Genomic DNA, 24,984 nt, shown 5'->3' with positions numbered 1-24,984 from the left:
GGATCAGCCCGGGTGGGGCTGCAGGTCGTCCTCGCAGTCGAGGCAGTACACGCAGTACGCCCTGCCGAGCACCGGCAGCGCCACGTTGCGCACCCGGATCCCGCCCGGCGTCATGCCCTTCTCGCTGCCCTTGTGCGCGTGCCCGTGCAGGATCAGGTCGGCGCCCGCCGTGTCGACCGCCTCCGCCAGCAGGTAGCTGCCGAGGAACGGGTAGATCTCGGGCGGCTCGCCCTCCAGCGTCTCCTTGATCGGCGAGTAGTGCGACAGCACCACGCGGTAGTCGGCCACGATCTCCTTCAGCGCCACCTTCCACGCCTCGGCGATGTAGCGCGTGTGGGAGACGAAGTTCTTGATCTCGCGCTCGCCGAACTCGCTGGCGCACTTGCCCGCGTAGCCGCCGCCGAACCCCTTGCCGCCGACCACGCCCAGTTTCTTGTCCCCGCACTGGATGACGACGCCGTTGTCGTCGAGCACGATGACGCCCGCGTCGCGCAGCTCGCTGGCGATCTCGTACTGCAGGTCGGAGTGGTAGTCGTGGTTGCCGAGCACCGCGACGCACGGGATCGGCAGGCCGCGCAGCTCGTCGGCCACCACCCGGCCCTCCTCCAGGGTGCCGTGCCGGGTGAGGTCGCCCGCCAGCATGAACACGTCCGCGCGGTCCTCGATGCCTTCGAGCTTCTTCCTGTACTGGCCTCTGACGTCCTCGCCGAGGTGAATGTCCCCCACGGCGGCTATGCGAAGGTCAGTCAAGATGCTCATCCTCCCCCGGCGCGTTCGCCTCAACGACGTTGATCTCGTTGTGCACATGGAGCTCGGGCGCGACCTCGTGCGCCACCTGGCCGAGCCGCTCGCGCTGCTCGGCGCCGCTCACCTGTCCGCGCAGGAAAAGCTGGTCGCCTCTGATGTCGACGCGAATGCCGAGCTCGTGCGTGCGTCCGTCCTCGGCCAGCGCCTGCTGGACACGGGCCGCGACGTACTGCGGAGCTTCCATCGCTCGCCTCCTTCTCTTGTCGGCGCATGCCCGTGCTCGAACAGCTCAAACGGCCCGGATCAGCTCGATGACCGCCCGTTCCACCGGGCCCGCCGTGGCGAGCTGCCCGAAATCCGCGTCCGCCCCGAGCTCGGTGAGCGCCGCCGCGATCGTTCTGTCCTGGTCGTACGCCTCCACCACGCGCGGATCCACGTACGACGCCCGCGCCACCGTCGGGGTGTTGCCCAGGTACTCGGAGACCTCCCGCATCACCCGGGTGACGGCGCGCTTCTTGCTGGTGACGCCCTCGCGCGCCGGCCTGGACACCGCCAGCCCCACCGCCGCCAGGACGGTGGCGTGCCAGGTGCGGAAGTCCTTGGCCGTGACCTCGTAGCCGATGATCTCGCGCAGGTAGTCGTTGATGTCCTCGCTCCTGATGTCGCTCCACCCGCCGTCGTGCCGGTAGCGCAGCAGCTCGCCGTCCACGCGCAGCGCCTTCAGCGAGCGCAGCACCTTGCACGCGTCCGGGTCGGCCACCTCGACCTCCCGCGATATGTCGCCCTTGGCCTGGTAGGCGCAGGTCACGACGCCGTTCTTGCAGGTGACGTGCTCCATCCTGAGCGTGGCCAGGCCGTAGGTGTCGTAGCTCTCCCCGCCGATGCGGAAGAAGCCGATGTCGAGCAGCCGGGCGGCGGCGGCCAGCACCCGCTGCCTGGTCAGCCCTCTGCCCTGGAGCTGGTCGTCCACCGTCTTCCTGAACGCCGGCAGCCGCTCCGCCACCTCCAGCACGCGGTCGAACTTGGCCCGGTCCTGCTGCTCCCGCCACACGTCGTGGTAGCGGTACTGCCGCCGGCCCGCCGCGTCCGTCCCCACGGCCTGCAAGTGGCCCTGGGGTGAGGTGCAGATCCACACGTCCCGCCAGGCAGGCGGGATGGCCAGCGCCTTGATCCGGGCGAGCGTCGCCGGGTCGCGCAGCGGCCGGCCGTCGGGGCCCTCGTAGCTGAACCCGCGCCCGCGCCGCCGCCGCACGATGCCCGGCTCGCTCTGGTCGCTGGGGTGCAACTCGTCGCTGCGTCGATCTCGCTCGGGCACGCAGGGCGGGCTACCCGCGACGTTAGGCGGCAAACGGTACGGGCAGGTGAGCCGCATGTCTGACAACGGAGAATGGCACGAGGAACGGGACCACAGAGGCCATGCCATGGTGCCCGCCACCCCGCGTGACTACATGCACGTGCGGGTGGGTTCCTTCATCTTGGTGTTCCTGTTCGCGTTCGCGGTGCTGGGGCTCCTCACCGGAGCGCTGGTCCTGACGGGCATCGCCGTCGTGCTGGCCATCGCCACGGCGGTCGACATGGTGCTGGCCGTACGACGCCAGAAGCACCGCGGCACTGACGGAGAGGCGGGCTGATCACGACATGACACCACTTCGTGGACGAGTGGTAGTGGTGACGGGCGCGAGTGGCGGCGTCGGGCGCGCGGTGGTCCGCGAGCTCGGCGCGCAGGGCGCCAAGGTGGCGCTCATCGCCCGCGGCACGGCCGGCCTGGGCGCGGCGGCCGTGGACGTGGGCGTGGAAGGCGGCACCGGGCAGGTGTACGAGGCCGACGTGGCCGACTACGAGCAGGTGCGCGCCGCGGCGGAACGCATCGAGAAGGAGATGGGCCCGATCTCCGTCTGGATAAACACCGCCTTCTCCTCCGTCTTCGCCAAGTTCACCGACATCTCCCCCGACGAGTACGAGCGCACCACCGCCGTGACCTACCTCGGGTACGTCTGGGGCACCAAGGTCGCGCTCGACCTGATGCGCCCCCGCAACGCCGGCGCCATCGTGCAGACCGGATCGGCGCTGTCGTACCGCGGCATCCCCCTCCAATCGGCCTACTGCGGGGCCAAGCACGCCATCAAGGGCTTCACCGAGTCGGTGCGCACCGAGCTGATGGCGGACCGCAGCAACGTGCGGGTCACCCTCGTCCAGTTGCCTGCGGTCAACACGCCGCAGTTCGACTGGGTGCTGTCCAAGCTGCGCCGCCACCCGCAGCCCGTCCCGCCGATCTACCAGCCTGAGGTGGCGGCGCGGGCCATCGTGCACGCCGCCATGCACCCCGAGCGCAAGGAGTACTGGGTCGGCACCAGCACCGTCGCCACCCTGCTCGCGCAGCGGGTCGCGCCCGCGCTGGTGGATCGGTACCTGGCGCGGACGGGCACGCAGTCGCAGGTCACCGAGGAGAAGGCGCCCACCGGGGTGGCCAACCTCTGGGAGCCCGCCGACGAGGACACCGACTACGGGGCGCACGGGTCGTTCGACGACCGGTCGCACGGGCGCAGCCCGCAGGTCTGGCTCTCGCAGCATCGGCGGTCGGTGCTGCTCACCCTCGCGGGCGGTGCCGCCGCCGCGACCTTCGCCGCCGTACGGCGAGCCCGGCGCGCCTGACCCCACCCCCCGTGTTGCCTGACCCGACCCCCCACCCGCACATCCCAGCGCCCGCCTCCGCGTCGCTCTGAGACCCACTTCGCGACAGGACACCGGCGGGCGCCGCCGCATGCGCGCGACCCTCGGGCGGGCGGCGCCCCGGGTGCCGAGTTAAGCGGCCACGCCGGGGTAGACGGGCCTGAACCCACCTCTAGGGAGGTCATGATGCCTGACCGCGATCTTCAGTACCTGGCCGAGCTATCCGCCCAGCTACGTGTGGACTCCGTACGGGCAGCGGCCGAAGCCGGTTCCGGACATCCGACCTCGTCCATGTCCGCAGCCGACCTGATGGCCGTGCTCTTCGCCTGCCACCTGCACTACGACTTCGACAACCCCGGCAACCCGGCCAACGACCACCTGATCTTCTCCAAGGGCCACGCCTCCCCCCTGCTCTACTCGCTCTACAAGGCGGCCGGGGTGATCAGCGACGAGGAGCTGCTGTCGTTCCGCCGGAGAGGCAGCCGGTTGGAGGGGCATCCCACGCCCCGGCTGCCCTGGGTGGACGTGGCCACCGGTTCGCTGGGGCAGGGGCTGCCCGTCGGCGTCGGAGTGGCGATGGCCGGACGGCTGGAGCGGTTGCCGTACCGGGTGTGGGTGTTGTGCGGGGACAGCGAGCTGGCCGAGGGCTCCATCTGGGAGGCGGCCGAGCACGCGGGCAGCGAGGGGCTGGCGAACCTGACGGCGATCGTGGACGTGAACCGGCTCGGCCAGCGCGGCCCCACCAGGCACGGCTGGGACACCGGCGCGTACGCGCGCAGGTTCGGGGCCTTCGGCTGGCACACGATCGAGATCGACGGGCACGACCCCGGCCAGATCGACTTCGCCCTGAGCGACGCCCGCAACACGCGGCGCCGTCCGACCGTGATCCTGGCGAAGACCCGCAAGGGCGAGGGCGTCCTGGAGGTGGAGAACCGGGAGGGCGCCCACGGCAAGGCGCTGAAGGATCCCGGCAAGGCGGTCCAGGAGCTGGGCGGGCCGCGCAGCGTGCGGGTCGAGGTGCATCGGCCGGAGGTGGACGCGGCGCCGTTCCGGTTCTCCGGCAACGGGATGAAGCTGCCGTCGTACCCGGTGGGCGAGCGGGTGGCGACACGGACGGCGTACGGGGCGGCGCTGGCGGCGCTCGGCGCGGCACGCGGCGACGTGGTGGCGCTGGACGGCGAGGTGGCGGACTCGACGAAGACGGAGACGTTCGGCAAGGAGCATCCTGAGCGGTTCTTCGAGATGTACATCGCCGAGCAGCAGCTCGTCGCGGCGGCCGTCGGGATGCAGGTGCGGGGCTGGAAGCCGTACGCGGCGACGTTCGCGGCGTTCCTGACGCGGGCGCACGACTTCATCAGGATGGCGGGCGTGAGCCGGGCGGACATCCGGCTGGTCGGCTCGCACGCCGGGGTGGCGATCGGCGAGGACGGCCCGTCCCAGATGGGCCTGGAGGACCTGGCGATGATGCGGACGGTGCACGGCAGCACCGTGCTCTACCCGTGCGACGCCAACCAGACGGCGGCGCTGATCGCCGAGATGGCGGACCTGGAGGGCGTGTCCTACCTGCGCACCACGCGGGGTGACACGCCGGTGATCTACCAGCCCGGCGAGCGGTTCACCGTGGGCGGGTCGCGGGTGCTGCAGCACACGCCAGGCGACCGGGCCACGATCGTGGCGGCGGGCGTGACCGTGCACGAGGCGCTGGCCGCCGCCGACGACCTTCAGGCGGAGGGCGTCCCCGTCGGCGTCATCGACCTGTACTCGATCAAGCCCGTGGACACGGCCGTGCTGGTCGAGGCGGCGACCACCACCGGCAACCTGATCACGGTGGAGGACCACCGGGTCGAGGGCGGCCTGGGCGACGCGGTGATGGACGCGGTGAGCGAGCTGGGGCCGCGGGTGGTGAAGCTCGCGGTGACCGACCTGCCCGGTTCCGCGACGCCGCAGGAGCAGCTCGCCGACGCCCGCATCGACCGCCACGCCATCATCGACGCCGTCAAGCGGCTGCTGTGAACCGCCCGGCGGGCGCGGGAGGACATGACTGAGGGCCGGCGATCCAGCGAGATCGGCGGCCCTCAGGTGGTTCTGCCGGACGGGTCAGCGGGACTTGGCCTTGGTGCTGCCCTTCTTGGACGTGGACTTGGACGTCGAGGACTTGGGCCCCGACTTCGTCTTGGACGTCGTCGTCTTCTTGGGTCCAGTCTTGGACGTCACCTTGGACGTCGTCCTGGAGCCGGTCCTCGACGAGGTGGCGGCCTTGGTACCGGACGACTTCGAAGTACCGGACTTCGAAGTACCCGACTTGGTCGTCGAGGACTTCGTCGTCCCGGACTTCGTGGTGGACGACTTGGTGCTGGACTTCGTGCTCGTCCTCGATCCGTTGGACTTCGCCGCGACGGACTTGGCGCCGGTGGACTTGGCGCCGTTGGACTTCGCAGTCGAGCGGGACTTCGCCGTGGCCGTCCTGTTGGCCTTTTTGATGGCGGTGACCAGCTCCTGCTTGGTCATCTTCGAGCGCCCGGTCACGCCCAGCCGCGCGGCCACCTTCTGCAGGTGTTCCTTGCTGGCGTTGGCGTCCACGCCTTCGGCCGTGCGGCCGGAGCGGTCGGTGGCGCCCTTGTCGGAAGGGCCCTTGCCGTTCTTCGCTTCCCAGTGATCGCCGACCTTCTCGAAGGAGTGTTTCAGCGCGGCGAACGCGGTCATGTGGGCGCGCCGCCCCTCGCCGTACTCCTTGACGGCCGAGTCGTGCGCCTTGACCCACGTGTTCTGCGCCTTCTTCGGAGAACGCTTGACGGTCGACGGCAGCTCTTGGACAGCCGGCATGTCGATTACCTCCTACAGCGGTGGTTCGTCGTAGTGGCGACGCTCCTCGTAGACGGTGGTCCTGCGCGTCTCCGGCTCCTCGTAGATCTCGTGCCGGTGAACCGGCTCGTCGATCGGGCCGACCGCGCGGCGCGTGACGGTGATCCTGTATATGCCGAACAGGAGCCCGACCAGGCCACCGAGCATGAGGATGACGCCCACTACGTTGATGTCGAGGCCGGCGAGGTCGAACTCGACGGCCCAGGTGAGGATCGCACCGAGCATGATGAGGATGATGCTTCCGGCGATGGTCATCAGATTTACCTCCTTGACACGAAGGAACCTCTATCCACATGTCGAAAAACAAACCAGTCGTGATGATCGGGCTCATGGGCGCGGGCAAGTCGACCTCCGGTCGCTTGATCGCTGAGGCGCTCGGGCTGCCGTTAAGCGACAGCGACCAGTACCTTCAGGAGAGGTACGGCGCCACGTCCGCGCCGATCGCCGCCCGCGAGGGCAAGGAGAGGCTGCATCGGTACGAGGCGGAGCACGTGCTGGAGGAGCTGGCCGGCGAGCCGAAGGTGATCGCGGCGGCGTCCAGCACGCTGGAGAACGCCGAGGTGCGGGAGGCGATGCGCAAGGCGTTCGTGGTCTGGGTGGACGCCGACGACGCGGTGCTGGCCGAGCGGATGCGCACCAGCAAGCACCGTCCCGACTACGACCCGCGCGAGATGCGGGCCCGCCGGGAGGCGTTCTTCCGTGAGGTGGCCGACCTGGTGTGCGACGTCGGCGTGCTGACTCCTGAGCAGGTCAGGGACGAGGCGTTGCGGAAAATGGGATTGCCCGCCGTTGATCGCGACTGATAGCCAATGAGGATGTTCGCCGAGAAACCCACACTGAAGGGCGAGCGCGTGACGCTGCGCCCGGTCGGTCCCGAGCACGTCGACGGCCTGGCCGAGCTGGTCTCCGACCCCGACGTGCGCCGGTTGACGGGCTCGCACGCCGGCTTCGAGGCCGAGCAGCTCCGCCTGTGGTACGCCACGCGCGGCGACCAGCCCGACCGGCTCGACCTGGCGATCATGGCGGGCGACGAGTTCGTCGGCGAGGTCGTGCTGAACGAGCTCGACCCGCCCAACCTGGCGTGCAACCTGCGCATCGGGCTGATCGGGCCGCGCGTGTTCGGCAAGGGGTACGGCTCCGAGGCCATCGAGCTGGTCCTCGACCACGCCTTCGGCACCACGCCGCTGCACCGGATCAGGCTGGGCGTCTACGCCTTCAACGAACGGGCGCGGCACGTCTACGAGAAGCTCGGCTTCGTCGAGGAGGGCGTCGAGCGCGACGCCCTCCTGTGGGACGGTGAGTGGCACGACGCGGTCCTGATGGCCATCCTGCGTCCGGAGTGGCGGGCCAGATCGCGAAGCCTGGCATAATGATCATGACATGGGTCCCCCGAGGCGCGCGGGGGACCTGTGGCGTCCCTCCCGGTCAAGTGGCTCCGGACAACCAACTGGCGGTGTCGTGCATCTAAGCTCCAGTGACGATGCGCTTGGTGCCCGGTGACCCCGAGAGGCTTGGCGGCTGTTGGCTGGCCGCCAGGCTGGGCGCGGGCGGGCGCGGGGTCGTCTACGACGCCTACGACGACGAGGGGCGCAGGTTCGCCGTCACGGTGCCGCGCGGCGAGGTCGGGCACCGGTACGAGCGGGTGACCTGCCGCCATCTGGCGGAGGTGGTCTCCGTCGGGTCCGACGGGGGCGTCCCCTACGTGGTGAGCGAGTTCGTCGACGGCCCCGATCTGCGGCAGGCCGTCGCGCTGCACGGGCCGTACACGGGTGACGAGCTGGTCGCCCTGGCCGGAGCGCTGGCGGAGGTGCTGCGCGCGCTGCACGAAGCCGGGCTGACCCATCGGGGGCTGAACCCGGAGAGCGTGCTGCTGGCCGACGACGGGCCCAAGGTGATCGAGCTGGGCCTGCCGGTGTCCGGGCCCGTGGGGGCGTACACGTACCAGGCGCCCGAGGTTCTCACCGGGCAGGCGGCCGAGTCGGCGGCGGACGTGTTCGCGTGGGGCGCGGTGGTGCTGTTCGCGGCGACGGGGCACGACCCGTTTTGTGGGGAGAGCCTGGGCGGCATCATGCACCGGCTGCTGACCGTCGACCCCGACCTGAGCTGTCTGCCCGACTCCCTGTGCGACCTGGTGGGGCGGGCACTGGCCAAGGACCCCGCCGACCGTCCCACGGCGGCGGAGCTGCTGGTGGGAGGCGAAGCCGAGCCGCCGGCGGAGGGCGGGGCGGAGCTGCCGGTGAAGGGGCGTGCCGGGCTGTGCCCGCCGGAGGCGTACGTGCGGCAGCCGTCACTCGGCGAGCTGGCCGAGGAGGTGTACGCGCGGCTCACCCCCGCCCAGCAGCAGGAGGTGCCCGGCCTGCTGCTGCGCCTGCTCGACGGCGACACCCCGCACGACGAGGGCGACGTGCTGCGGCCGCTCATGGAGGCCGGTCTGGTGGTACGCCGCAGCGTCCGCGTGCCGGCCGTCGAGACGTCCGCCGGAAAGCTGGTGGCCGTCAGCGACGACCGCGTGGCGCCGGCCAGCGCCGCGCTCTACCGGGCCTGGCCCCGGCTGCGCGGCTGGGTGGCCGACGAGCGCGAGGGCATGGCGGTGCACCGTCACATCCGCGAGGCCGCCACGACCTGGTCGCAGCGCCGGCGCGGGCGCGGCCTCCTGCTGCGCGGCCAGGACCTGGACACGGCGCTCGGCTGGGCCGCCACCAAACGCCGCCACGTACGCCTGAACCAGCTCGAACGCGACTTCATCAACGACAGCGTCACCCTGTCCAAACAGCGCAGGAAGCTGCGGGTGCCCGTGCTGGCGACGGTGGCGGCGGTGCTGGCGGTGGCGGTCACCATGACGGTCGTGTCCGTCCACGGGCAGAACGACCTGCGCGAACGCCTCATCCAGGCCGACGCCCGCGCCGTGGCCGCCAGGGCGGAGGCGCTGCGGCCCGCCGACCCGCGCACCGCGATGCGGCTGAGCGTGGCCGCGTGGCGGCTGGCGCCGGTGTTCGAGGCGCGGGCGGCGCTGCAGGCCTCGCTGGTGCAGCCGGAGCTGGGCGTCTTCACCGACCCTGACGCCGACGCGCGGGCCCGCTACCTGCTGCGCGGCGACACCCTGGTCAAGTGGGAGGCCGGTGCCGTCACCGTCTGGGACGTGCCCGCGCGGCGGCGCGTCGCCTCGTACGTGCTGCCCGCCGGGGTGGCGGCGCTGAGCGACGACGGCCGGTACGCGGAGGCGGTCGGCGGCGGCCCCATCGACGTGACCACCGGGCGCCCGCCCGCCGAGACCGTCTACGCGATCAGCCGGGGCAACCGCACCCGGGTCTACCGGGGGACCCGCACTCTGCTCGACGTGAAGGACGCGAAGGTGACCGTCTCCCCCGACGGGGCCCGCGCGGCCGTCTCCCGCCGCAACGGGCGGGTCGAGCTGTGGGACCTGGCCGCGCGCCGCCCCTCCCGGGCTGAGGTGGTCGTGGTGGACCCGGTCACGGGCGCGGACGCGGCTGCTCCCGCGCTCGCCTTCAGCCCCGACGGTCGCACGCTGGCGGTGGCCGGGCGCGACGGGGTCACGCTGGTGGGGGGCGACGATGAGCGGACGGGGGCGGCGGAGAAGTTCGGTGCGGCCGTCGAGCCCGGGCCCGGCACGCCCGCCGAACTAGGGCGGGACCTGGGGGCCTCGACTCCGGCTCCGGGAGTGCTGGCGCTCCCGGCCCCGACACCCGCCCAGGCCCAGCCCTCGGCCCCGGCGGCATCCCAAGCACCGACTGCGGTCCAGGCCCCGACCGCTTCCCAGGCCGCGGCGGCGTCCCGGACCCCGGCGGCGGGGGCGTCCGAGGCTGCGTCCGCCTCTCAAGCGCCGCAGGCGGACGCGTCCCAACCTGCGGGCGCGTCCCAGGCTCCGGCGGCGAGCGCCTCTCAAGCACCGCGCGCGTCGCAGCCCGCAAGCGTTGCCCAGGCCCCGGCAGCGGGCGCGTCCCAGAGCGCCGACGGCAGCCGGACCGCCGCGCCGCAGACGCGCGCCACCGGCGCGGCGCAGCCGGACGCGGGCGGCGGCGACCAGGCGGGCGGCCCGGACGACGCGGGCGCCGGGCGACCCGGGAGCGGCGACCCACAGGCGTCACGCACCGGCGACGGCGAGGCGGCACGCACGCGCGACGCCGAGGCAGCGCGCGCCCAGGGCAGCGACGCGGCGCGCGCCCAGGGCAGCGACGCGGCGCGCGCCCAGGACGGCGAGGCCGCGCGTTCCCGCAACGACCAGGCGAAGCGCCCGGACAGCGACACGAAGGGCGGAACCACAGGCGGCCCATGGGGCGTCGTGGACGGCCTGGAGACGACCGCGGGCACGTCGGCGGGCCCCCTGGTCTTCAGCCCCGACGGCCACCTGCTGGCACTCCCCGGCGACGGCGAGGTACGCGTCTGGAACGTCACCGAACGCCGCCTGTCCGGCTCCTACCCCCTCAAGGACCCCGGCCACGGCCTGTCCTTCTCCTCGGACGGCCATCAGTTGCGCTACCTCAGCGGCGTCGGCTCGGTCGTCTCGCTGGACGTGTCCGGCCTGCCCGCGCCGGATGACGACGGCCACGTCGCCGCGTTCTCCGGCAACGGCCGCGTCGCCGCCAAGGAGGTCGGCAACGCCATCGAGCTGACCGACACCGAGGAGCGCAGGAAGCTGGGCCGCATCGCGGCGGCCGGCGACCTGGCGTTCGACGCGGCCGGGCGGCTGCTGGCGGTGGCGGGCGACCCGGTGACCGTGTGGGAGGTGGCGGGCGGCAGGCAGGTGGCCACCGTGCAGGCGGGCGGCGACGTCCCTGCCGTGGCGCTCTCCCCCGACGGCGGCACCCTGGCCACCGCCCGCGGCAGCACCCTGGAGACGTGGGACGTGCGCACGGGCCGGCGCGTCAAGGAGTACCCGGGCGCGGGCGACCTGGCGCTCGCCTTCAGCCCCGACGGCTCGACGCTGGCCGCCGGGCGGAACCTGCTCGACCTGCCCACCGGCCGGATCACCCCGCTCGACCTGACCGACGGCACGGCCCCGGTCGCGCTGGCCTTCTCCCCCGACGGCGGCAGGCTGGCGATCGCGCTGGAGGGCGGCCGGGTGCTGCTGTGGGACGTGCGCGAGCGCGAGCCCATCGGCGCCATCGAGACCGGCTCCGCCCCGGTGGACGGGCTGCGTTTCTCCCCCGGCGGCGACCTGCTGGCCGTGGACGCCGCCCGTACCTCGTTGTGGGACACCGGCGCGCTGCGCGAGGTCGGCCAGGTCGGGTCGTGGGCCGCGGGGCTGGCCTTCAGCCAGGACGGCAGGCGGCTGCGCGGGGTGGCGCTGGACGGGACCGTACGGGAGGTCGCGGTCGATCCCGGGCTGACGGCGCGCGAGGTGTGCGCGCGGGCGGGCGGCGCGCTGACCAGGGCGGAGTGGGCCCGGCTGATCCCCGAGAGCGGCTACCAGGAGAGCTGCTGAGTGCTCAGCTCACCACCCTGAGCACCTTGCCCTGGGGGCTGGCCACCAGGTAGCCGCCGCGGCTGTACTCGTCGGAGGCGTAGACCAGCAGCACCTGCTTGGTCGAGGTGAAGGTGTAGTCGGGGTCCACGATCAGGTGGTGGGAGATCGGGGCGCGCGCGCCGAGGTCGCTCTTCGCCTTCTTCAGCAGGGCCGGCAGGGCGTTCCAGTTGAACTTGGCCAGGTCCACCAGGGGGGTGTCGAACGTGCTGCCCTTGCTGGGGCCGGTGACGTCGCCGTCGCGGTAGGTGTAGCTGTCGTAGACCTCCGCGTCGTCCTTGCTGGGGACGTCCACGGAGGCGTGAGTCGGGTGGATCGTCATCCTGACGACCTTGGTGCCGCCGATGACCGGCTTCAGGTCGGCGATCATGCCGCGCATGCCGGCGGGGGTGAGCAGGTTCTTCTCGGCGGGCTCCTGGGTGGGCTCTTCCGAGGGCTCCTCTGCGGGGTCCTCGGCGACGTCGGTGGTGGGGTCGTCCCTGAGGGTGAGGCTGGTGACCTCGGGCTCGCCGCCGCCGGAGAGGAGCGGGGGGATGAACTGCCACGCCAGCACGGCCAGCACCGCGATCACCGCCACCGACAAGGACGCCGCCACCGCCGCGCCGCGCGCGCCTCGGCGGCTGCGGCGCGTGTTCGCGGTGTCCCCGCTCCAGTGGGGCGGGACGGTGTGCGCGGGCGGCACGGGCTTTCCCGCAAACGGCCCCGATCCATGCGCGGGCGGCACAGGCCCGGCCGCATACGGCCCCGACCCGGGCATGGCGCCACCGAACGCACCGCCCGGCGCCATCGCGGGCCCGGATGGCGGTGACACGACACCGGGTGGCGGCATCGCGGGGCCGGACGGCCTTGGCGCGACACCGGGCCCCGGCGCGAAACCAGGCCCTGACGCGACACCCGGCGCAGGCGCGACACCAGGCCCTGGCGCGACACCAGCCGCCGGCGCGACACCGGGCGGCGCGATGCCGGTCTCGGCCGCCGCCAGCATCCGGTCCAGCGTCTCAGGATCGGGCCGCGCCCCGGGGTCCCGCACCAGCAGCGCCCCCAGCACAGGCCCGAGCGCCCCGGCCCGCTCCGCCGGCGGCACGTCCTGGTTGAGCACCGCCGCCAAGGTGGCCAGCGTGGTGCTGCGCCGCAGCGGATGCCGCCCCTCCACCGCGACGTACAGCAGCATCCCGAGCGACCAGAAGTCGGAGGCCGGATCACCTTCGACCCCGTTGATGCGCTCGGGCGCCATGTACTCGGGCGAGCCGATGAACGACCCGGTGGCGGTGAGGCTGGTGGACTCGCGCATCGCCGCGATGCCGAAGTCGGTCAGCACGGACCGGCCGTCCTCGCGCAGCAGGACGTTGGCGGGCTTGACGTCGCGGTGCTGGATGCCGACGGCGTGGGCGGCGCGCAGCCCGGACAGGACCTCGCGCCCCAGCCGCGCCGCCTCCCGCACCGGTAACGGCCCGCGCTGGAGGTGGTCCTGGAGCGAGCCGCCGGTGACGAGCTCCATGACGATCCAGGGGTAGCCCTGCTCGCCCGGGTCCACGATGTGGTGGATGGTGGCCACGTGGGGGTGGTTGAGCCGGGCCAGGGCGCGGGCCTCGCGCAGCACCCTGGAGCGCAGCTCGCGGGCGAGGGTGGGGTCGTGCTCCTCCATGGAGGGGTCGGGCGGGCGTACCTCCTTGAGCGCGACCTCGCGGTGCAGGGCCACGTCCCAGGCCCGCCAGACCAGGCCCATGCCCCCGCCACCGAGCCGCTCCACGAGCTCGAAGCGGCCGTCGATCACCCTCTTGTGCATGCAGAGCAGCGTAGGGCCGCCCCGCCCGGCGCCGCTACGCGGTCGGCTTGTCCTCCAGGCGCGGGAACAGGATGGCGCCCTTGGTGACGGTGGCGCCCGCGGGAAGCCTGCCCCACTCGCCGGCGTCCTGGACCCGCTGGTCGGCGAGGGCGCCGAGGGCGGGTTCGGCGCCGAGCGACTCCCAGAGCCGCTGGGAGCTGGCCGGCATGAACGGGTTCAGCAGCACCGCGACCGCGCGCAGGGACTCGGCGGCGGTGTAGAGGATCGTCGCCAGGCGGGCCCTGCCCTCCGGCGAGTCGTCCTTGGCCACCTTCCACGGCTCCTGGTCGGAGATGTAGCCGTTGACCTGCTTGACGAAGTCGAAGATGGCCTGGATGCCGGCCTGGAACTCGACGTCGTCGCCGATCTTCCTGTCGGCGTCGGCGACGGCCTTGGCGAGGCCGTCGTGGATGGCCTTCTCCGCGTCGCCGTCGGCCTTCGCCTCGGGCAGGACGCCGTCGAAGTACTTGCCGACCATGGCGGCCACCCGGGAGGCCAGGTTGCCGTAGTCGTTGGCCAGCTCGGAGGTGTAGCGGGCGGCGAGGTCCTCCCAGGAGAACGAGCCGTCCTGACCGTAGGCGATGGCGCGCAGCAGGTACCAGCGGAAGGCGTCCACGCCGAAGTGGGAGGTGATGTCGCGGGGGCTGATGCCGGTGAGGTTCGACTTCGACATCTTCTCGCCGCCGACGAGCAGCCAGCCGTTGGCGACGATGCGGCCGGGCAGCCGCAGCCCGTTGGCCATGAGCAGGGCCGGCCAGATGACGGCGTGGAAGCGGAGGATGTCCTTGCCGAGGAGGTGGACGTCGGCGGGGAAGGTGGCGTCGAACGTGTCCTGGTTCTGGTTGTAGCCGACCGCCGTCGCGTAGTTGAGCAGCGCGTCCACCCACACGTAGATGACGTGCCTGTCGTCCCACGGGATGGGCACGCCCCAGTCGAAGGTGGAGCGGGAGATGGACAGGTCCTGCAGGCCCTGGCGGACGAAGTTGACCACCTCGTTGCGGGCCGACTCGGGCTGGATGAAGCCGGGGTTGGCCTCGTAATGGGCGAGCAGCTTGTCGCCGTACTCGCTCAGCTTGAAAAAGTAGTTCTCCTCCTTGAGGATTTCCACCGGCCGCTTGTGGATCGGGCAAAGCTGCTTACCGGCGTGCTCCCCCTCGCCGGCGAGCAATTCGCCGGGGAGTTTGTACTCCTCGCAGCCGACGCAGTACGGGCCCTCGTATCCGCCCTGGTAGATTTCCCCCTTATCGTACAGGTCCTGGACGAACTCGCGCACCCGGTCGGTGTGCCGTTTCTCGGTGGTGCGGATGAAATCGTCGTTGGCGATCTCCAGGTGCCGCCAGAGGGGTTTCCACGCCTCCTCGACCAGCTTGTCGCACCACTCCTGCGGCGTGACGCCCTTGGCCTCGGCGGTGCGCAGCACCTTCTGGCCGTGCTCGTCGGTGCCCGTGAGGAACCACACCTGCTCGCCGCGCTGCCTGCGCCAGCGGGTCAGCACATCGCCCGCGACCGTCGTGTAGGCGTGGCCCAAGTGCGGGGCGTCGTTGACGTAGTAAATGGGAGTGGTGACGTAGAACGCCTTTCCACTCTGATTTCCGGTTCCGGTGGCCACCATGGGCGAGATCCTACTGGCCGGGCGACAGCCGTTTCACATGATTGGCGAGGCGGTCAATTCCGGTCAGGCGAGGGTGGGCAGTTCCGCCGCCGCCACGCCGTGCGCGAATGGCACGCCCCGGGCGTACCTGTCCAGTTCGTCCACGGCGAGGTCGGCGATGCGGGCCAGCTCGCCGCCGAGCGATCCGGCGATGTGCGGGGTGAGCAGGACGTTGGGCAGGTCGTACAGGGGCGAGTCGGCGGGCAGCGGGTCGGGCTCGGTGACGTCGATGACGGCGTACAGCCGGCCTGAGGCCAGCTCGGCGACGAGCGCGTCCTGGTCGACGAGGGCGCCGCGGGCGGTGTTGATGAGGGTGGCGCCGTCGCGCATGCGGGCCAGGCGGGCGGCGCTGACGAGGTGGCGGGTCTCGGGCAGCGCGGGCGCGTGCACGCTGACGACGTCGCTGCGCGCGAACAGCTCGTCCAGCTCGACGTGCTGGACGCCCAGGTCCTCGGTCAGGTACGGGTCGGCGACCAGCACGTCCAGCTCGAACGGCCGGAGCAGCTCGATGACCCGCCGCCCGATCTTGGACGCGCCGATGACGCCGACGGTGCGCCGGTAGTTGCCGAACCCGGGGAACATCGCGTCGAGGTCGAGCGGCGCGCCCCTGCGCTCGCGGTGGAGCCGGGCGATGTCGGTGACGCGCTTCCCGGCGAACAGGATCGCGGCCAGGGTGTACTCGGCGACGGGCTCGGCGTTGGCGGTGGCTGCCGAGGAGACGAGCAGGCCGCGCTCCCAGCACGCCTCGGTGACGTGGTGCTTGACGGAGCCGGCCGCGTGCACGACGGCGCGCAGGCGCGGGGCGGAGGCCAGCACCTCGGCGGTGATGGGCGGGCACCACCAGCTCGTGTAGAGCACCTCCGCCTCGGCCAGCGCCGGGGCCACGGCGGGGTCGGCGAAGTCGGCGGCCACCAGGTCGGGGTCCACGTCGGCGATCGCGACCAGGCGTTCGCGCACCGGCTCGGTGATGAGCTTGGCGGCGATCTGCGGGCCCATCGCGAGCAGGGTCTTCGGCCGCGAAACGGTCATCACGCTCCCCCGAACGTCAACGTAGGTCAACGCGATCATAACGATCGTGCCGGGACCGCCTCGTTCCAGGCCCCGCGCGCGGGCGTCACCCACCGAGGTCGCTCAGCTTCCCGATCAGCGCGGTGCGGGAGGTGATGCCGAGCTTGGTGTAGATGTGGCTCAGGTGGTACTCGACGGTCTTGACGCTCAGCACCAGCTTGCGCGCCGCCTGCCGGTTGGTGAGCCCCCTGCTGATCAGCACGGCGACGGTGTGCTCCTGCGGCGTCAGGCCGAGCCTGGCGGTGTCCTGGGGGCGCAGCACCGCCCGCCCGCTCGCTGCCAGCTCCAGGTCGCACTGCTCCAGGTACGGCAGCGCGCCCAGCCGGGAGAGCGTGAGCTGGGCCGCTTCGAGCTGCTCGGCGGCGGCCGAGCGGCGGCCCCTGCGGCGTAGGAACGTTCCGTACGCGAGCTGGATCCTGGCCTCCTCGAACGGCGTCTCGATCTTGGCCGTGTGCTCCAGCGCCACCTGGTAGCAGGCCTCCGCCTCGCCCGGCTCGTGCCTGGCGGCGTGCAGCCCGGCCCTGGCGCGGGCGGCGGCGGCCAGCACGCTGCGCCGTTCCCTGTCCAGGGCGAGCAGCTCGCACGGGATGAGCACCTCTTCCGCGTCCTCCGGACGTCCGGCGCTGACCAGGGCGTCGGCCAGGAGGGTGCGCCAGAGCGCGACGGCCGGCTCGTCGGGCAGGTCGGTCCTGATGAGCGGGGTGAGCGTGGTGACGACCGCGTCGTGGTCGCCGCGCGCCGTGGCCACCAGGGCTTCGGCGACGGCCGTGCCGAGCTGGGCGGAGACGTTGCCCGGCGAGCAGGCGGCGCGGGCGGCGCGCACGTGGCCGGCGGCCCGCTCCCACTCGCCGCGCGCCGCCGGGACCAGGGCCGCCACGGAGTGGGCGTAGCTCGCCAGCCAGAACTGGCCGAAGTCGTCGGCGGTGGAGGCGCCGATCTCGGCGTGCCCGGCGGCGTCGTCCCACCGGCCCAGCCGGTATTCGGCCTGGGCCAGCGAGCTGGCCGCGATGAGCTGGAACGGGGCCGACCTGCCGGCGCTCACGGCCAGCAGGCCGAGCAGGTCGGCCTGGGCGCCCGCCAGGTCGTCGGCCCACAGGCGCAGGGTGGCGCGGCCGAGCAGCGCGTCCAGCTCGCCCGGCGTGGCCTGCGCGGGCACCGGCAGCTCGGCCGTCTCGGCCAGCCCGGCTTCGACGTCGCCCACCAGGCCCAGGCCGACGAGCCGGGCGAACCGCTCGAACTCGCTCCCCGCGCAGGGCGTGGCTGTGGCGCGTTCCGCCCAGCGGGCGGCGTCCGTGCCGCAGCCGCGCAGCAGACCGGCCATCGCCTGCCGGGTCGCGATGGCCGAAACGAGCCACGCGTCGCCGCCCGCGTGTGTCCAGGCGTCGCCGAGCAGCCGTTCGGCCTCCTCCACGCGCCCCGCCACCAGCGCGACCGCCCCCTGCACGTAGCCGTGCACGCCGGGGTCCACGCCGGACGCGACCTGCGCTCCCAGCGCCCCCGCCTCTCCCGGACGGCCGGCGGCCAGCAGCGCCTCCACGGTCTCGGCGATGAGCCGGTCGCGGCCCGGCCCGTCCTCGGTGAGCTGCACGGCCCGGGTCAGGCAGCCGCACGCGCTGCCCCACCGCCCGGCCGCCGCCTGCCGCCGCCCCACCAGCGCGACCTCCCGGACGAGCTCGTCGTCCACCTGGTCGGCGGCGGCGAGCCGGTGGTGCAGCCGGTGCACCGCGTCGTCGGCCAGGGAGGCGGCCAGCAGGTGCAGCCGCCGCCGGGTGGCGGGCCCGAGGTCGTGGTAGACGGCCGCCCTGACCAGCGGGTTCGGGAAGCCCACCGACACCCCGGCGCCCGTACGCCACTCCACGAGCAGCCCGGCGCCGGTGAGCTGCTCCAGCGCGGGCAGCGGCTCGGCCAGCTCGGCCATGCGGGCCACGAGGTGCAGGGGCGCGGACGTGCCGAGCACGGCGGCGGCGGTGAGCAGCCGCTGCGCGGAGCCCTCGCACTCCCCCAGCCGCCCGCGCACCAGCGTGGCGTACGCGCGCGGCGCGGGCAGCGGCGCGTCCACGTCGGCCAGCGTCTCGGCGCGCACCTGCTGGAGCAGCGCCCGCGCGTGCAGGGGCACGCCCTTGGTGTGCTCGTGCAGCCGCTCGGCGGCCTGGGGCGTCAGCCGTACGGGGCCGAGCCTGGCGCTGAGCGCCTGCAGCTCGCGCGCGCTCAGCCCGCCCAGCGGCAGCCGCAGCGCCGCGCTGCTGCGCAGCAGCCGCCGCAGCCCGTCGGGCAGCCGGGGATGGTCGCTCTCCCTGACGATGACGATGGCCAGCACCCGGTCGGTACGCAGCCGCCGCAGCGCGAACGTCATCGCCTGCAACGACGGCAGGTCCGCCCAGTCGGCCCCGTCGATGGCGATGACCACGGGCGCGCCGAGCTGGAGCTGGGCCAGCAGCTCCAGCAGCGCGGCCCCGACGACCAGGGGGTCGGGCGTGACCCCGGTGGCGGGCCTGGCCAGCCCCGCCAGCGCCTCGGGGGCGTGCTGCGCCTGTGCCCCTAGCTGCCCCAGCATGCCGTACGGCAGCTCGGACTCGCCTTCGTCGCCGCTGCACTCCAGCACGACCGCGTTCTCGATCATCGACAGGAACTCTCCTGCCAGCGCCGTCTTGCCGATCCCGGCCGGCCCGTGCAGCACGACGAGGCTCGACCGTCCCTCGCAGACCCTTCCGAGCTGGGCGTGGAGCACCGCCAGTTCCCGGCTTCGGCCGACGAACTGTTCGTCCCTTGAACGCTCGGGTCCATTGCGGAGGGCGCGAGCTGCCATCGGACTCACCCCCTCGCCGGATGTTCCCTAGGCCAAAGTTCATCGTGTGCCTTGGCCCGGCGGGCGTCCAGTGTCCTTGACCCGAGTCAGCTCTTTCGGTCATTAGGGAAACGCCCCGGGGTTATCCCCAGGGCGTTCCCTGATGCTCGCGGCAAAAGCCATTCATAGCGTCCAACGTGGACGAATGCCCCAAAACGCCGGGAGAACATGATGCCGTCCTACATCGCAGAGGAGCAGCGGGGAGCGGAAGCACGGATTCTCAACGTGCTGTTCCCCACGATCCTCCAGGGACTCCAGCTGACCCACCAGGCAGCGGACCAGTTCGGCGCCCGTCCGCAACAGGCGCAAACGCTGCCGATGAGGCCGCGCATGGAGCACCGGCCCGTGGAGTACCAGCAGCAACAGCAGCGGTTCGCCACCCCGGAGACCTACGCCCAGCTCGCCGCCGACCGCTCGTTCATGGACGTCGCCGCCGTCCTCATGCCGGTCGTGCAGTCCATCATCCCGCCGCTCGTGGAACAGCTCCTGTCGTTCGGCCCGCCCAAGGCCGACACCGACCAGAACGAGGAGGAGCGCTTCCTGCAGTTCGTGCCGCAACTGCTCGGCACGGTCACGCCGATCATGATGCAGGTGCTGCCGGGCCTGCTCCAGACGATGCACGGCATGCGCGCCGAGCACCCCGTACGCGTGACCGACCGCGAGCTCAACCAGCGCTACTTCGGCCCCATCGTGCAGGCCACGCTGCCCGCGATCGTCTCGCAGCTCCCCGAGCTGCTCGCCATCGTCCACGGCGACCAGCGCTCGCCCGTCCGGTACGACCGCATGCCCGGCCGCGGCCCGATCCAGCTCATGCGGATCACCAGGAACGACCTGATCAACGCCCACCGGCTGCGCGACGGCGACGTCCTGCACATGACCGAGACCCCCGCCCAGCCCGGCACCACCGAGATCCGCATCACCTGCGCGCCGCACTGCATGTGGTGGAAGGGCCTCCAGGTCACCGACGACACCGACAGGCAGCTCTGCTTCGTCGAGACCGACGGCGACCGCTACGCCGTCTTCGAGTCCAGGGCCGTGCAGGCCGGCGGCGCGATCGTGCTGTGGAAGGCGCGCATGTTCGGCGAGCACACGCCGATGTACGTCATCCCCATCAGCGAGCTGTCGCCTGACGGCAAGTGCTTCAACTTCCACTGGGCCGCCGACTGATGGCCGGGCCCACGCTGCGGCTCGGCAGCAGAGGGGAAGAGGTCAGGCGGCTCCAGGAGCTGCTGCGCGCCCGCGGCTACCGGGTACAGGCCGACGGGTACTTCGGCGGCTCCACCTACGGGGCCGTGCTGAGCATCCAGCAGCGCGAGGGGCTGCCCGCCGACGGCGTGGCGGGCCCCGGCACGTGGCGGGTGCTCGGCCAGACGCAGAGCATGGCGGACGAGCCCCGCTCGGAGGAGCAGGCCGAGTGGAACGTCATGATCTACATGGCAGGCAACAACAACCTGTCCGACGCCGCCGGGCGCGACCTGGAGGAGCTGCGCGCCGTCCAGTCGTTCAACGGCGTCCGCGTCACCTGCTTCGTCAAGCGGCAGGACGCCGGCGGCCGGGCCCAGCACATGGAGATCAGGGCGGGCGGCGCGCCCGACCTGATCGACGAGCTGCACCCGCCCGTCGACTCCGGCCACCCGCAGACGCTGCTGGACTTCGTGCGCTGGTCCACCAGGCGCGCGCCCGCCAGGCGGCACGCCCTGGTGATCTGGAACCACGGCGGCGGCTGGACCCCCGACGACCTCGACCAGATCTACACCCAGGTCAGGGGCCGCGCGGTCCGGCGTGACGTGGAGAGCGGATACGTCCGCAGGGCGCCGCGCGCGAGCATGGCCGACGGCGAGCCGGCCTTCTCGGAGCTGTCCAGGCTGACGGAGTCGCAGGAGATCACCAAGGCGGTGTTCACCACGTCGCTGACCGAGGTGCTCCGCCTGCCGAACGGCCAGGACCGGGCCATCGCCAGCGACGACGGCACCCTGCACTCGCTGGACACCATCGAGCTGTGCAACGTCATGCGCGCCATCCACCAGGACCTCGGCCGGCCGGTCGACCTGCTCGGCATGGACGCCTGCCTCATGAGCAACCTCGAGGTCTGCTACGAGCTCCGCGAGCACGCGGGCGTCGTGGTGGGCTCTGAGGAGCTCGAACCCAACGAGGGCTGGCCGTACACCGAGATCCTTTCCGCGCTGGCGGCCAACCCGCGCATGGACGCGCGCGAGCTCGGCCACCACGTCGTGGAGGAGTACCTCAAGGCCTACCGCGGCACGCACCAGACCGTCACCCAGTGCGCGGTGGACGCGACGCGGATCGAGGAGTTCATGCGCGAGTTCCAGACACTGGCCGAGTGCATGCGCCGCCAGGTGCAGGTCAACCGGTCCGTGGTGGACAGCGTGCAGTCGGTCGCCACCCGCTTCCACATCGACCGCTCGCTGACCGACCTGCGCACGCTCTGCCTGGCGCTGGTGGCCGACTCGCGCACCGACCCGACGCTGGCCTCGGTCGCCGACAAGCTGCTGGCCATCCAGGGGCCCGGCGGCTTCGTGATCAACGAGGGCCACCAGGGCGAGAAGGTCGAGGAGTGCGGCGGGCTGAGCGCGTACTTCCCGATGGAGCGCACGATCTCGCGCTACTACGCGGACCTCCAGCTCGCCCAGCACTCCGAGTGGGACGAATTCCTCAGGGACTACGCGAAGGCGCGTACCATCAGGCGGTAGGAGGGCGTCACAAGGCCACAAGCCGGCGTTCCGCCGGCGTCGCTGGGGCTATTGCGGCCCGGGACCGGCCGCAATAGCCCCTACCTTTGCTTCATGGATCCCCTCATCAGCCGCAGGGCGCTCAACCGGGCCACGCTGGAGCGCCAGCACCTGCTGCGCCGCACCGACCGCACCGTGATCGAGGTCGTGGAGCAGCTCGGCGGGCTGCAGGCGCAGACCCCGCACACCTGGTACACCGGCCTGTGGAGCCGCATCGCCGGGTTCGACCCCGCCGCCGCCGGCGAGCTGCTGCTCTCGCGCGAGCTGGTGCGCATCGCGTTGCAGCGCTCCACCATCCACCTCGTCTCCGCCCGCGACTGCCTAGCCATGCGGCCGCTGCTGCAGCCGGTGACCGAGCGCGGGACGCGCACGACGTTCGGCAAGCGGCTGGCCGGCGTGGACCTCGACGAGCTGGCGGCGGCCGGGCGGGCGCTGCTGGAGGAACGGCCGATGACATTCGCCGACCTGGGGCGGGCGCTGGCCGAGCGCTGGCCTGACACCGACCCGCACGCGCTGGGCCAGGGGGTGCGCTGCTTCGTGCCGCTGGTGCAGGTGCCGCCGCGCGGCGTGTGGGGCAGGAGCGGCCCCGTCGCGCACACCAGCGCGGAGTCCTGGATCGGCTACGAGGTGCCGCCCATGACGCCCGCCGAGCTGGTGCGCCGCTACCTCGCCGCGTTCGGGCCCGCGTCGGTGCAGGACGCGCAGACCTGGTCGGGCCTGACCAGGCTGGGCGAGGTGTTCGAGTCGATGGACCTGCTCCGCTTCCGTGACGAGAACGGCAGGGTTCTGTACGACCTGCCGGACGCGCCCCGGCCCGGCGAGGACGTGCCCGCCCCCGTGCGGCTCATGTACGACTTCGACAACCTCTTCCTGTCCTACGCCGACCGGTCCAGGGCGATCAGCGACACGGGCGCGGCGGCACTGCAGGGCTTCATGGGCACGAACGTGGTGCCGCGGGCGATCCTGGTGGACGGCTTCACGGCGGGCGACTGGACCGTCACCCGCGCCAAGGGCGTCTCCACCCTCAACCTCCACCAGTGGGAGCCGATCAAGGCCATCGAGGAGGCCGAGGAGGAAGGCCTGCGGCTGCTGCAGTTCCTGGCCCCGGGCGACCGGCACGAGATCGCGGTGCTCGACGGCCCCTCCAAGACCTGAGGTTGTGCACTGCACAACAGCGTGTTGCAGTAGGGTAGGCACGTGGAAGAACGCAACCGGTCCGCCTCGCTCCGGCGCGCGCTGACCGTGCTCGACCACGTACGCGCGCACCCGGGCCTGACGCTCACCCAGCTCGCCGAGGCGGTCGGCCTGTCCAAGAGCACGGTACTGCGGCTGACCGCGCCGCTCATCGAGGCCGGGCTGCTCGACCGCGACCGCGACAGCGGCCTCTACCGCCTCGGGCACGGCGCGCTCAGGCTCGGCCAGGCCTACCTCGACACGCTCGACCTGCGCGCCGTGGCCGCCGAGGAGTCGCACCGGCTGATGGCCGAGGTGGGCGAGACCGTCCACCTCGTCGTGCCCGACCACCCGCACGTCGTCTACATCGACAAGGTCGAGAACGAGGCGAGCGTGCGCATGGCCTCCCGCATCGGCAGCCGCGGGCCCGTCCACTGCACCGCCGTCGGCAAGGCCATCCTGGCCTGGCAGCCCGCCGAGCTCCTGACCGGGCTCGTCCTGGAGCCCAGGACGAGACACACGATCACCGACGTCGAGCGGCTGCGCGCCGAGCTGGCGCAGATCAGGCGCCGCGGCTACGCCGTGGACGACCGCGAGAACGAGCCCGAGGTGCGCTGCGTCGCCGCACCGATCTTCGACCATCAGGACGCCGTCGCCGCGGCCGTCTCCGTCTCCGGCCTCACCTCGCGGATCACCGCCGCGCGGGTGCGCGAGCTGGGGCCGTTGGTCGCCGCGGCGGCGGCCCGCATTTCAAGCAAGCTGGGGAGCACGACCCGATGACCGACCTGGTGACCTTCGGCGAGACCATGGCCCTGTTCGCCGCCCGCCGCACAGGCCCGCTGCGCTTCGCCCGCGACTTCGACCTGGGGCTGGGCGGCGCGGAGTCCAACGTGGCCATCGGCGTCGCCCGGCTCGGCCACGACGCCACCTGGATCGGCAGGGTCGGCGCCGACGAATTCGGCGACCTCATCCGCGCCACGCTCACCGGCGAGGGCGTGCACGCGCACGCGATCCCCGACCCGGCCGCGCCCACCGGCCTGATGATCAAGGGCAGGCGCACCGCCGACCTCATCGACGTGCGCTACTACCGCAAGGACAGCGCGGGCTCCCGGCTGAGCCCCGCCGACCTCGACCCCGGCCTCATCAGGTCGGCCAGGGTCCTGCACGTCTCCGCCATCACGCCCGCCCTATCCGCGTCGGCCCGCGAGGCCGTCCGCCACGCGATGAGCGTCGCCCGCTCCGCCGGCGTGACCGTCTCGCTCGACGTCAACTACCGGCGCGCCCTCTGGACGCCCGAGGAGGCCGGGACGTGGCTGCGGGACGTGGTCGGCGACGTGGACGTGCTGTTCGCCACCGAGGCGGAGGGCCGGCTGGTCGCCGACGTCAAGGGGGCGCGTGAGCTGGCCGAGGCGCTGGCGGGGCTGGGGCCTCGGCACGTGCTGCTCAAGTTCGGCGCCGAGGGGGCCATGGAGCTGTCGGAGGGCGTGGTGCGGCGGGCGGAGCCGTACCGGGTGACGGAGGTCGACTCGGTCGGCGCCGGCGACGCCTTCGCGGCGGGCTGGCTGGCCGACTGGCTGGCGGGCGCCGAACCCGAGCAGCGGCTCGCCACCGCGTGCGCGGCCGGGGCGTTCGCGGTCACCAGCCAGGGCGACTGGGAAAGCCTCCCCCGCCGCGCCGACCTCAACCTCCTGCGCCACCCCACCGACGGCGTCAACCGCTGACCCCGCCACCCACCGCCACCACCGCCGCCGACACACCGCCACTTACAGTGCAGCATCTTCTACGCTGCCGCCTCACCGACCACGCCACTGACGGCGCCGCTGACGGCATAGACGGGCCTGCGGCGTCACTAACGGCGTCGGGCGCAGGCCGCGGCGGCCGGCGGGCGGCGGCGGGCGGCGGGCGGGGGCG

At 72.6% G+C, this 24,984-nt stretch carries 19 protein-coding genes and 1 pseudogene; 11 read left to right on the top strand and 9 right to left on the bottom strand.

The features are described from left to right. Window positions 1-3: 3 nt before the first annotated feature. Genes ABD331_RS49565 through ABD331_RS49555 form a run of 3 tightly spaced genes read right to left on the bottom strand, consistent with a single transcriptional unit; the run spans window position 4 to window position 2,062 of the window. Window positions 4-750, bottom strand: coding sequence for a metallophosphoesterase family protein (locus ABD331_RS49565; protein ID WP_344492330.1), 747 nt, complete (start codon window positions 748-750; stop codon window positions 4-6). Then, a complete protein-coding gene (locus ABD331_RS49560; protein WP_148442239.1) occupies window positions 743-991 on the bottom strand; it encodes a BON domain-containing protein in 249 nt (82 codons plus the stop codon). Before ABD331_RS49560 ends, ABD331_RS49565 begins: the two co-directional genes overlap by 8 nt. 45 nt (window positions 992-1,036) lie before the next feature. Then, window positions 1,037-2,062, bottom strand: a complete 1,026-nt coding sequence (locus ABD331_RS49555; RefSeq protein WP_344492326.1) for a DNA topoisomerase IB — start codon at window positions 2,060-2,062, stop codon at window positions 1,037-1,039. A 55-nt stretch (window positions 2,063-2,117) separates the two neighbouring features. On the opposite strand from ABD331_RS49555, the gene ABD331_RS49550 reads away from it, so the two are divergent. The 3 genes from ABD331_RS49550 to ABD331_RS49540 all read left to right on the top strand — a co-directional run bounded on the left by ABD331_RS49550 (window position 2,118) and on the right by ABD331_RS49540 (window position 5,430). After that, window positions 2,118-2,378 carry a hypothetical protein gene (locus tag ABD331_RS49550; RefSeq protein WP_344492323.1) on the top strand — a complete coding sequence of 87 codons (261 nt, stop codon included), beginning with the start codon at window positions 2,118-2,120 and terminating at the stop codon, window positions 2,376-2,378. A 7-nt stretch (window positions 2,379-2,385) separates the two neighbouring features. Beyond that, window positions 2,386-3,399: an SDR family oxidoreductase gene (locus ABD331_RS49545; protein WP_344492320.1), complete on the top strand. Its 1,014-nt coding sequence runs from the start codon at window positions 2,386-2,388 to the stop codon at window positions 3,397-3,399. Between the two features lie 204 nt (window positions 3,400-3,603). Then, window positions 3,604-5,430: a transketolase gene (locus tag ABD331_RS49540; RefSeq protein ID WP_344492317.1), complete on the top strand. Its 1,827-nt coding sequence runs from the start codon at window positions 3,604-3,606 to the stop codon at window positions 5,428-5,430. Window positions 5,431-5,859: 429 nt separating this feature from the next. Here the strand turns inward: ABD331_RS49540 and ABD331_RS49535 are convergent. Further along, window positions 5,860-6,240: pseudogene (locus ABD331_RS49535) on the bottom strand (ChaB family protein); the annotation flags it as partial. A 12-nt stretch (window positions 6,241-6,252) separates the two neighbouring features. Next, window positions 6,253-6,534: a hypothetical protein gene (locus ABD331_RS49530; protein ID WP_080045654.1), complete on the bottom strand. Its 282-nt coding sequence runs from the start codon at window positions 6,532-6,534 to the stop codon at window positions 6,253-6,255. Window positions 6,535-6,572: 38 nt separating this feature from the next. Here ABD331_RS49530 and ABD331_RS49525 point away from each other — a divergent pair, with 38 nt between their 5' ends. The 3 genes from ABD331_RS49525 (at window position 6,573) to ABD331_RS49515 (ending at window position 11,722) form a co-directional block, all read left to right on the top strand. Further along, window positions 6,573-7,082 (top strand): shikimate kinase, encoded by a 510-nt coding sequence (locus tag ABD331_RS49525; RefSeq protein ID WP_344492311.1) that lies wholly within the window; start codon window positions 6,573-6,575, stop codon window positions 7,080-7,082. A gap of 12 nt (window positions 7,083-7,094) precedes the next feature. Then, on the top strand, window positions 7,095-7,649 hold the full coding sequence (locus tag ABD331_RS49520; protein ID WP_344492308.1) for a GNAT family N-acetyltransferase: 555 nt from the start codon (window positions 7,095-7,097) through the stop codon (window positions 7,647-7,649). A 119-nt stretch (window positions 7,650-7,768) separates the two neighbouring features. Then, window positions 7,769-11,722 (top strand): protein kinase domain-containing protein, encoded by a 3,954-nt coding sequence (locus ABD331_RS49515; protein WP_344492305.1) that lies wholly within the window; start codon window positions 7,769-7,771, stop codon window positions 11,720-11,722. Between the two features lie 4 nt (window positions 11,723-11,726). Here ABD331_RS49515 and ABD331_RS49510 read toward each other — a convergent pair whose 3' ends face one another. The 4 genes from ABD331_RS49510 to ABD331_RS49495 form a co-directional block, all read right to left on the bottom strand. Further along, a complete protein-coding gene (locus ABD331_RS49510) occupies window positions 11,727-13,547 on the bottom strand; it encodes a protein kinase domain-containing protein (RefSeq protein WP_344492302.1) in 1,821 nt (606 codons plus the stop codon). Between the two features lie 34 nt (window positions 13,548-13,581). After that, window positions 13,582-15,198 carry a methionine--tRNA ligase gene (gene metG, locus ABD331_RS49505; protein WP_344492299.1) on the bottom strand — a complete coding sequence of 539 codons (1,617 nt, stop codon included), beginning with the start codon at window positions 15,196-15,198 and terminating at the stop codon, window positions 13,582-13,584. Window positions 15,199-15,261: 63 nt separating this feature from the next. Beyond that, the gene (locus ABD331_RS49500; protein ID WP_344492297.1) at window positions 15,262-16,266 is read right to left on the bottom strand and encodes a hydroxyacid dehydrogenase; all 1,005 of its coding nucleotides are present in this window, start codon (window positions 16,264-16,266) and stop codon (window positions 15,262-15,264) included. Between the two features lie 85 nt (window positions 16,267-16,351). Then, on the bottom strand, window positions 16,352-19,111 hold the full coding sequence (locus ABD331_RS49495; RefSeq protein ID WP_344492295.1) for a helix-turn-helix transcriptional regulator: 2,760 nt from the start codon (window positions 19,109-19,111) through the stop codon (window positions 16,352-16,354). A 210-nt stretch (window positions 19,112-19,321) separates the two neighbouring features. On the opposite strand from ABD331_RS49495, the gene ABD331_RS49490 reads away from it, so the two are divergent. The 5 genes from ABD331_RS49490 (at window position 19,322) to ABD331_RS49470 (ending at window position 24,794) form a co-directional block, all read left to right on the top strand. Further along, window positions 19,322-20,317, top strand: a complete 996-nt coding sequence (locus ABD331_RS49490; RefSeq protein WP_344492292.1) for a hypothetical protein — start codon at window positions 19,322-19,324, stop codon at window positions 20,315-20,317. Next, complete coding sequence (locus ABD331_RS49485) at window positions 20,287-21,861, top strand: clostripain-related cysteine peptidase (protein WP_344492289.1); 1,575 nt, start codon at window positions 20,287-20,289, stop codon at window positions 21,859-21,861. Before ABD331_RS49490 ends, ABD331_RS49485 begins: the two co-directional genes overlap by 31 nt. Window positions 21,862-21,954: 93 nt before the next feature. After that, window positions 21,955-23,055, top strand: a complete 1,101-nt coding sequence (locus ABD331_RS49480) for a winged helix DNA-binding domain-containing protein (protein WP_344492286.1) — start codon at window positions 21,955-21,957, stop codon at window positions 23,053-23,055. Between the two features lie 42 nt (window positions 23,056-23,097). Beyond that, the gene (locus ABD331_RS49475; RefSeq protein WP_344492283.1) at window positions 23,098-23,853 is read left to right on the top strand and encodes an IclR family transcriptional regulator; all 756 of its coding nucleotides are present in this window, start codon (window positions 23,098-23,100) and stop codon (window positions 23,851-23,853) included. After that, window positions 23,850-24,794, top strand: coding sequence for a sugar kinase (locus ABD331_RS49470; RefSeq protein WP_344492280.1), 945 nt, complete (start codon window positions 23,850-23,852; stop codon window positions 24,792-24,794). The genes ABD331_RS49475 and ABD331_RS49470 overlap by 4 nt, the downstream gene beginning before the upstream one ends. Window positions 24,795-24,984: the final 190 nt, after the last annotated feature.

It is taken from the genome of Nonomuraea monospora, assembly GCF_039531895.1.
Lineage (GTDB): Bacteria > Actinomycetota > Actinomycetes > Streptosporangiales > Streptosporangiaceae > Nonomuraea > Nonomuraea monospora.
Note: the sequence above shows the minus strand (reverse complement) of the source record. Positions and strands in the feature narration are given on the sequence as shown.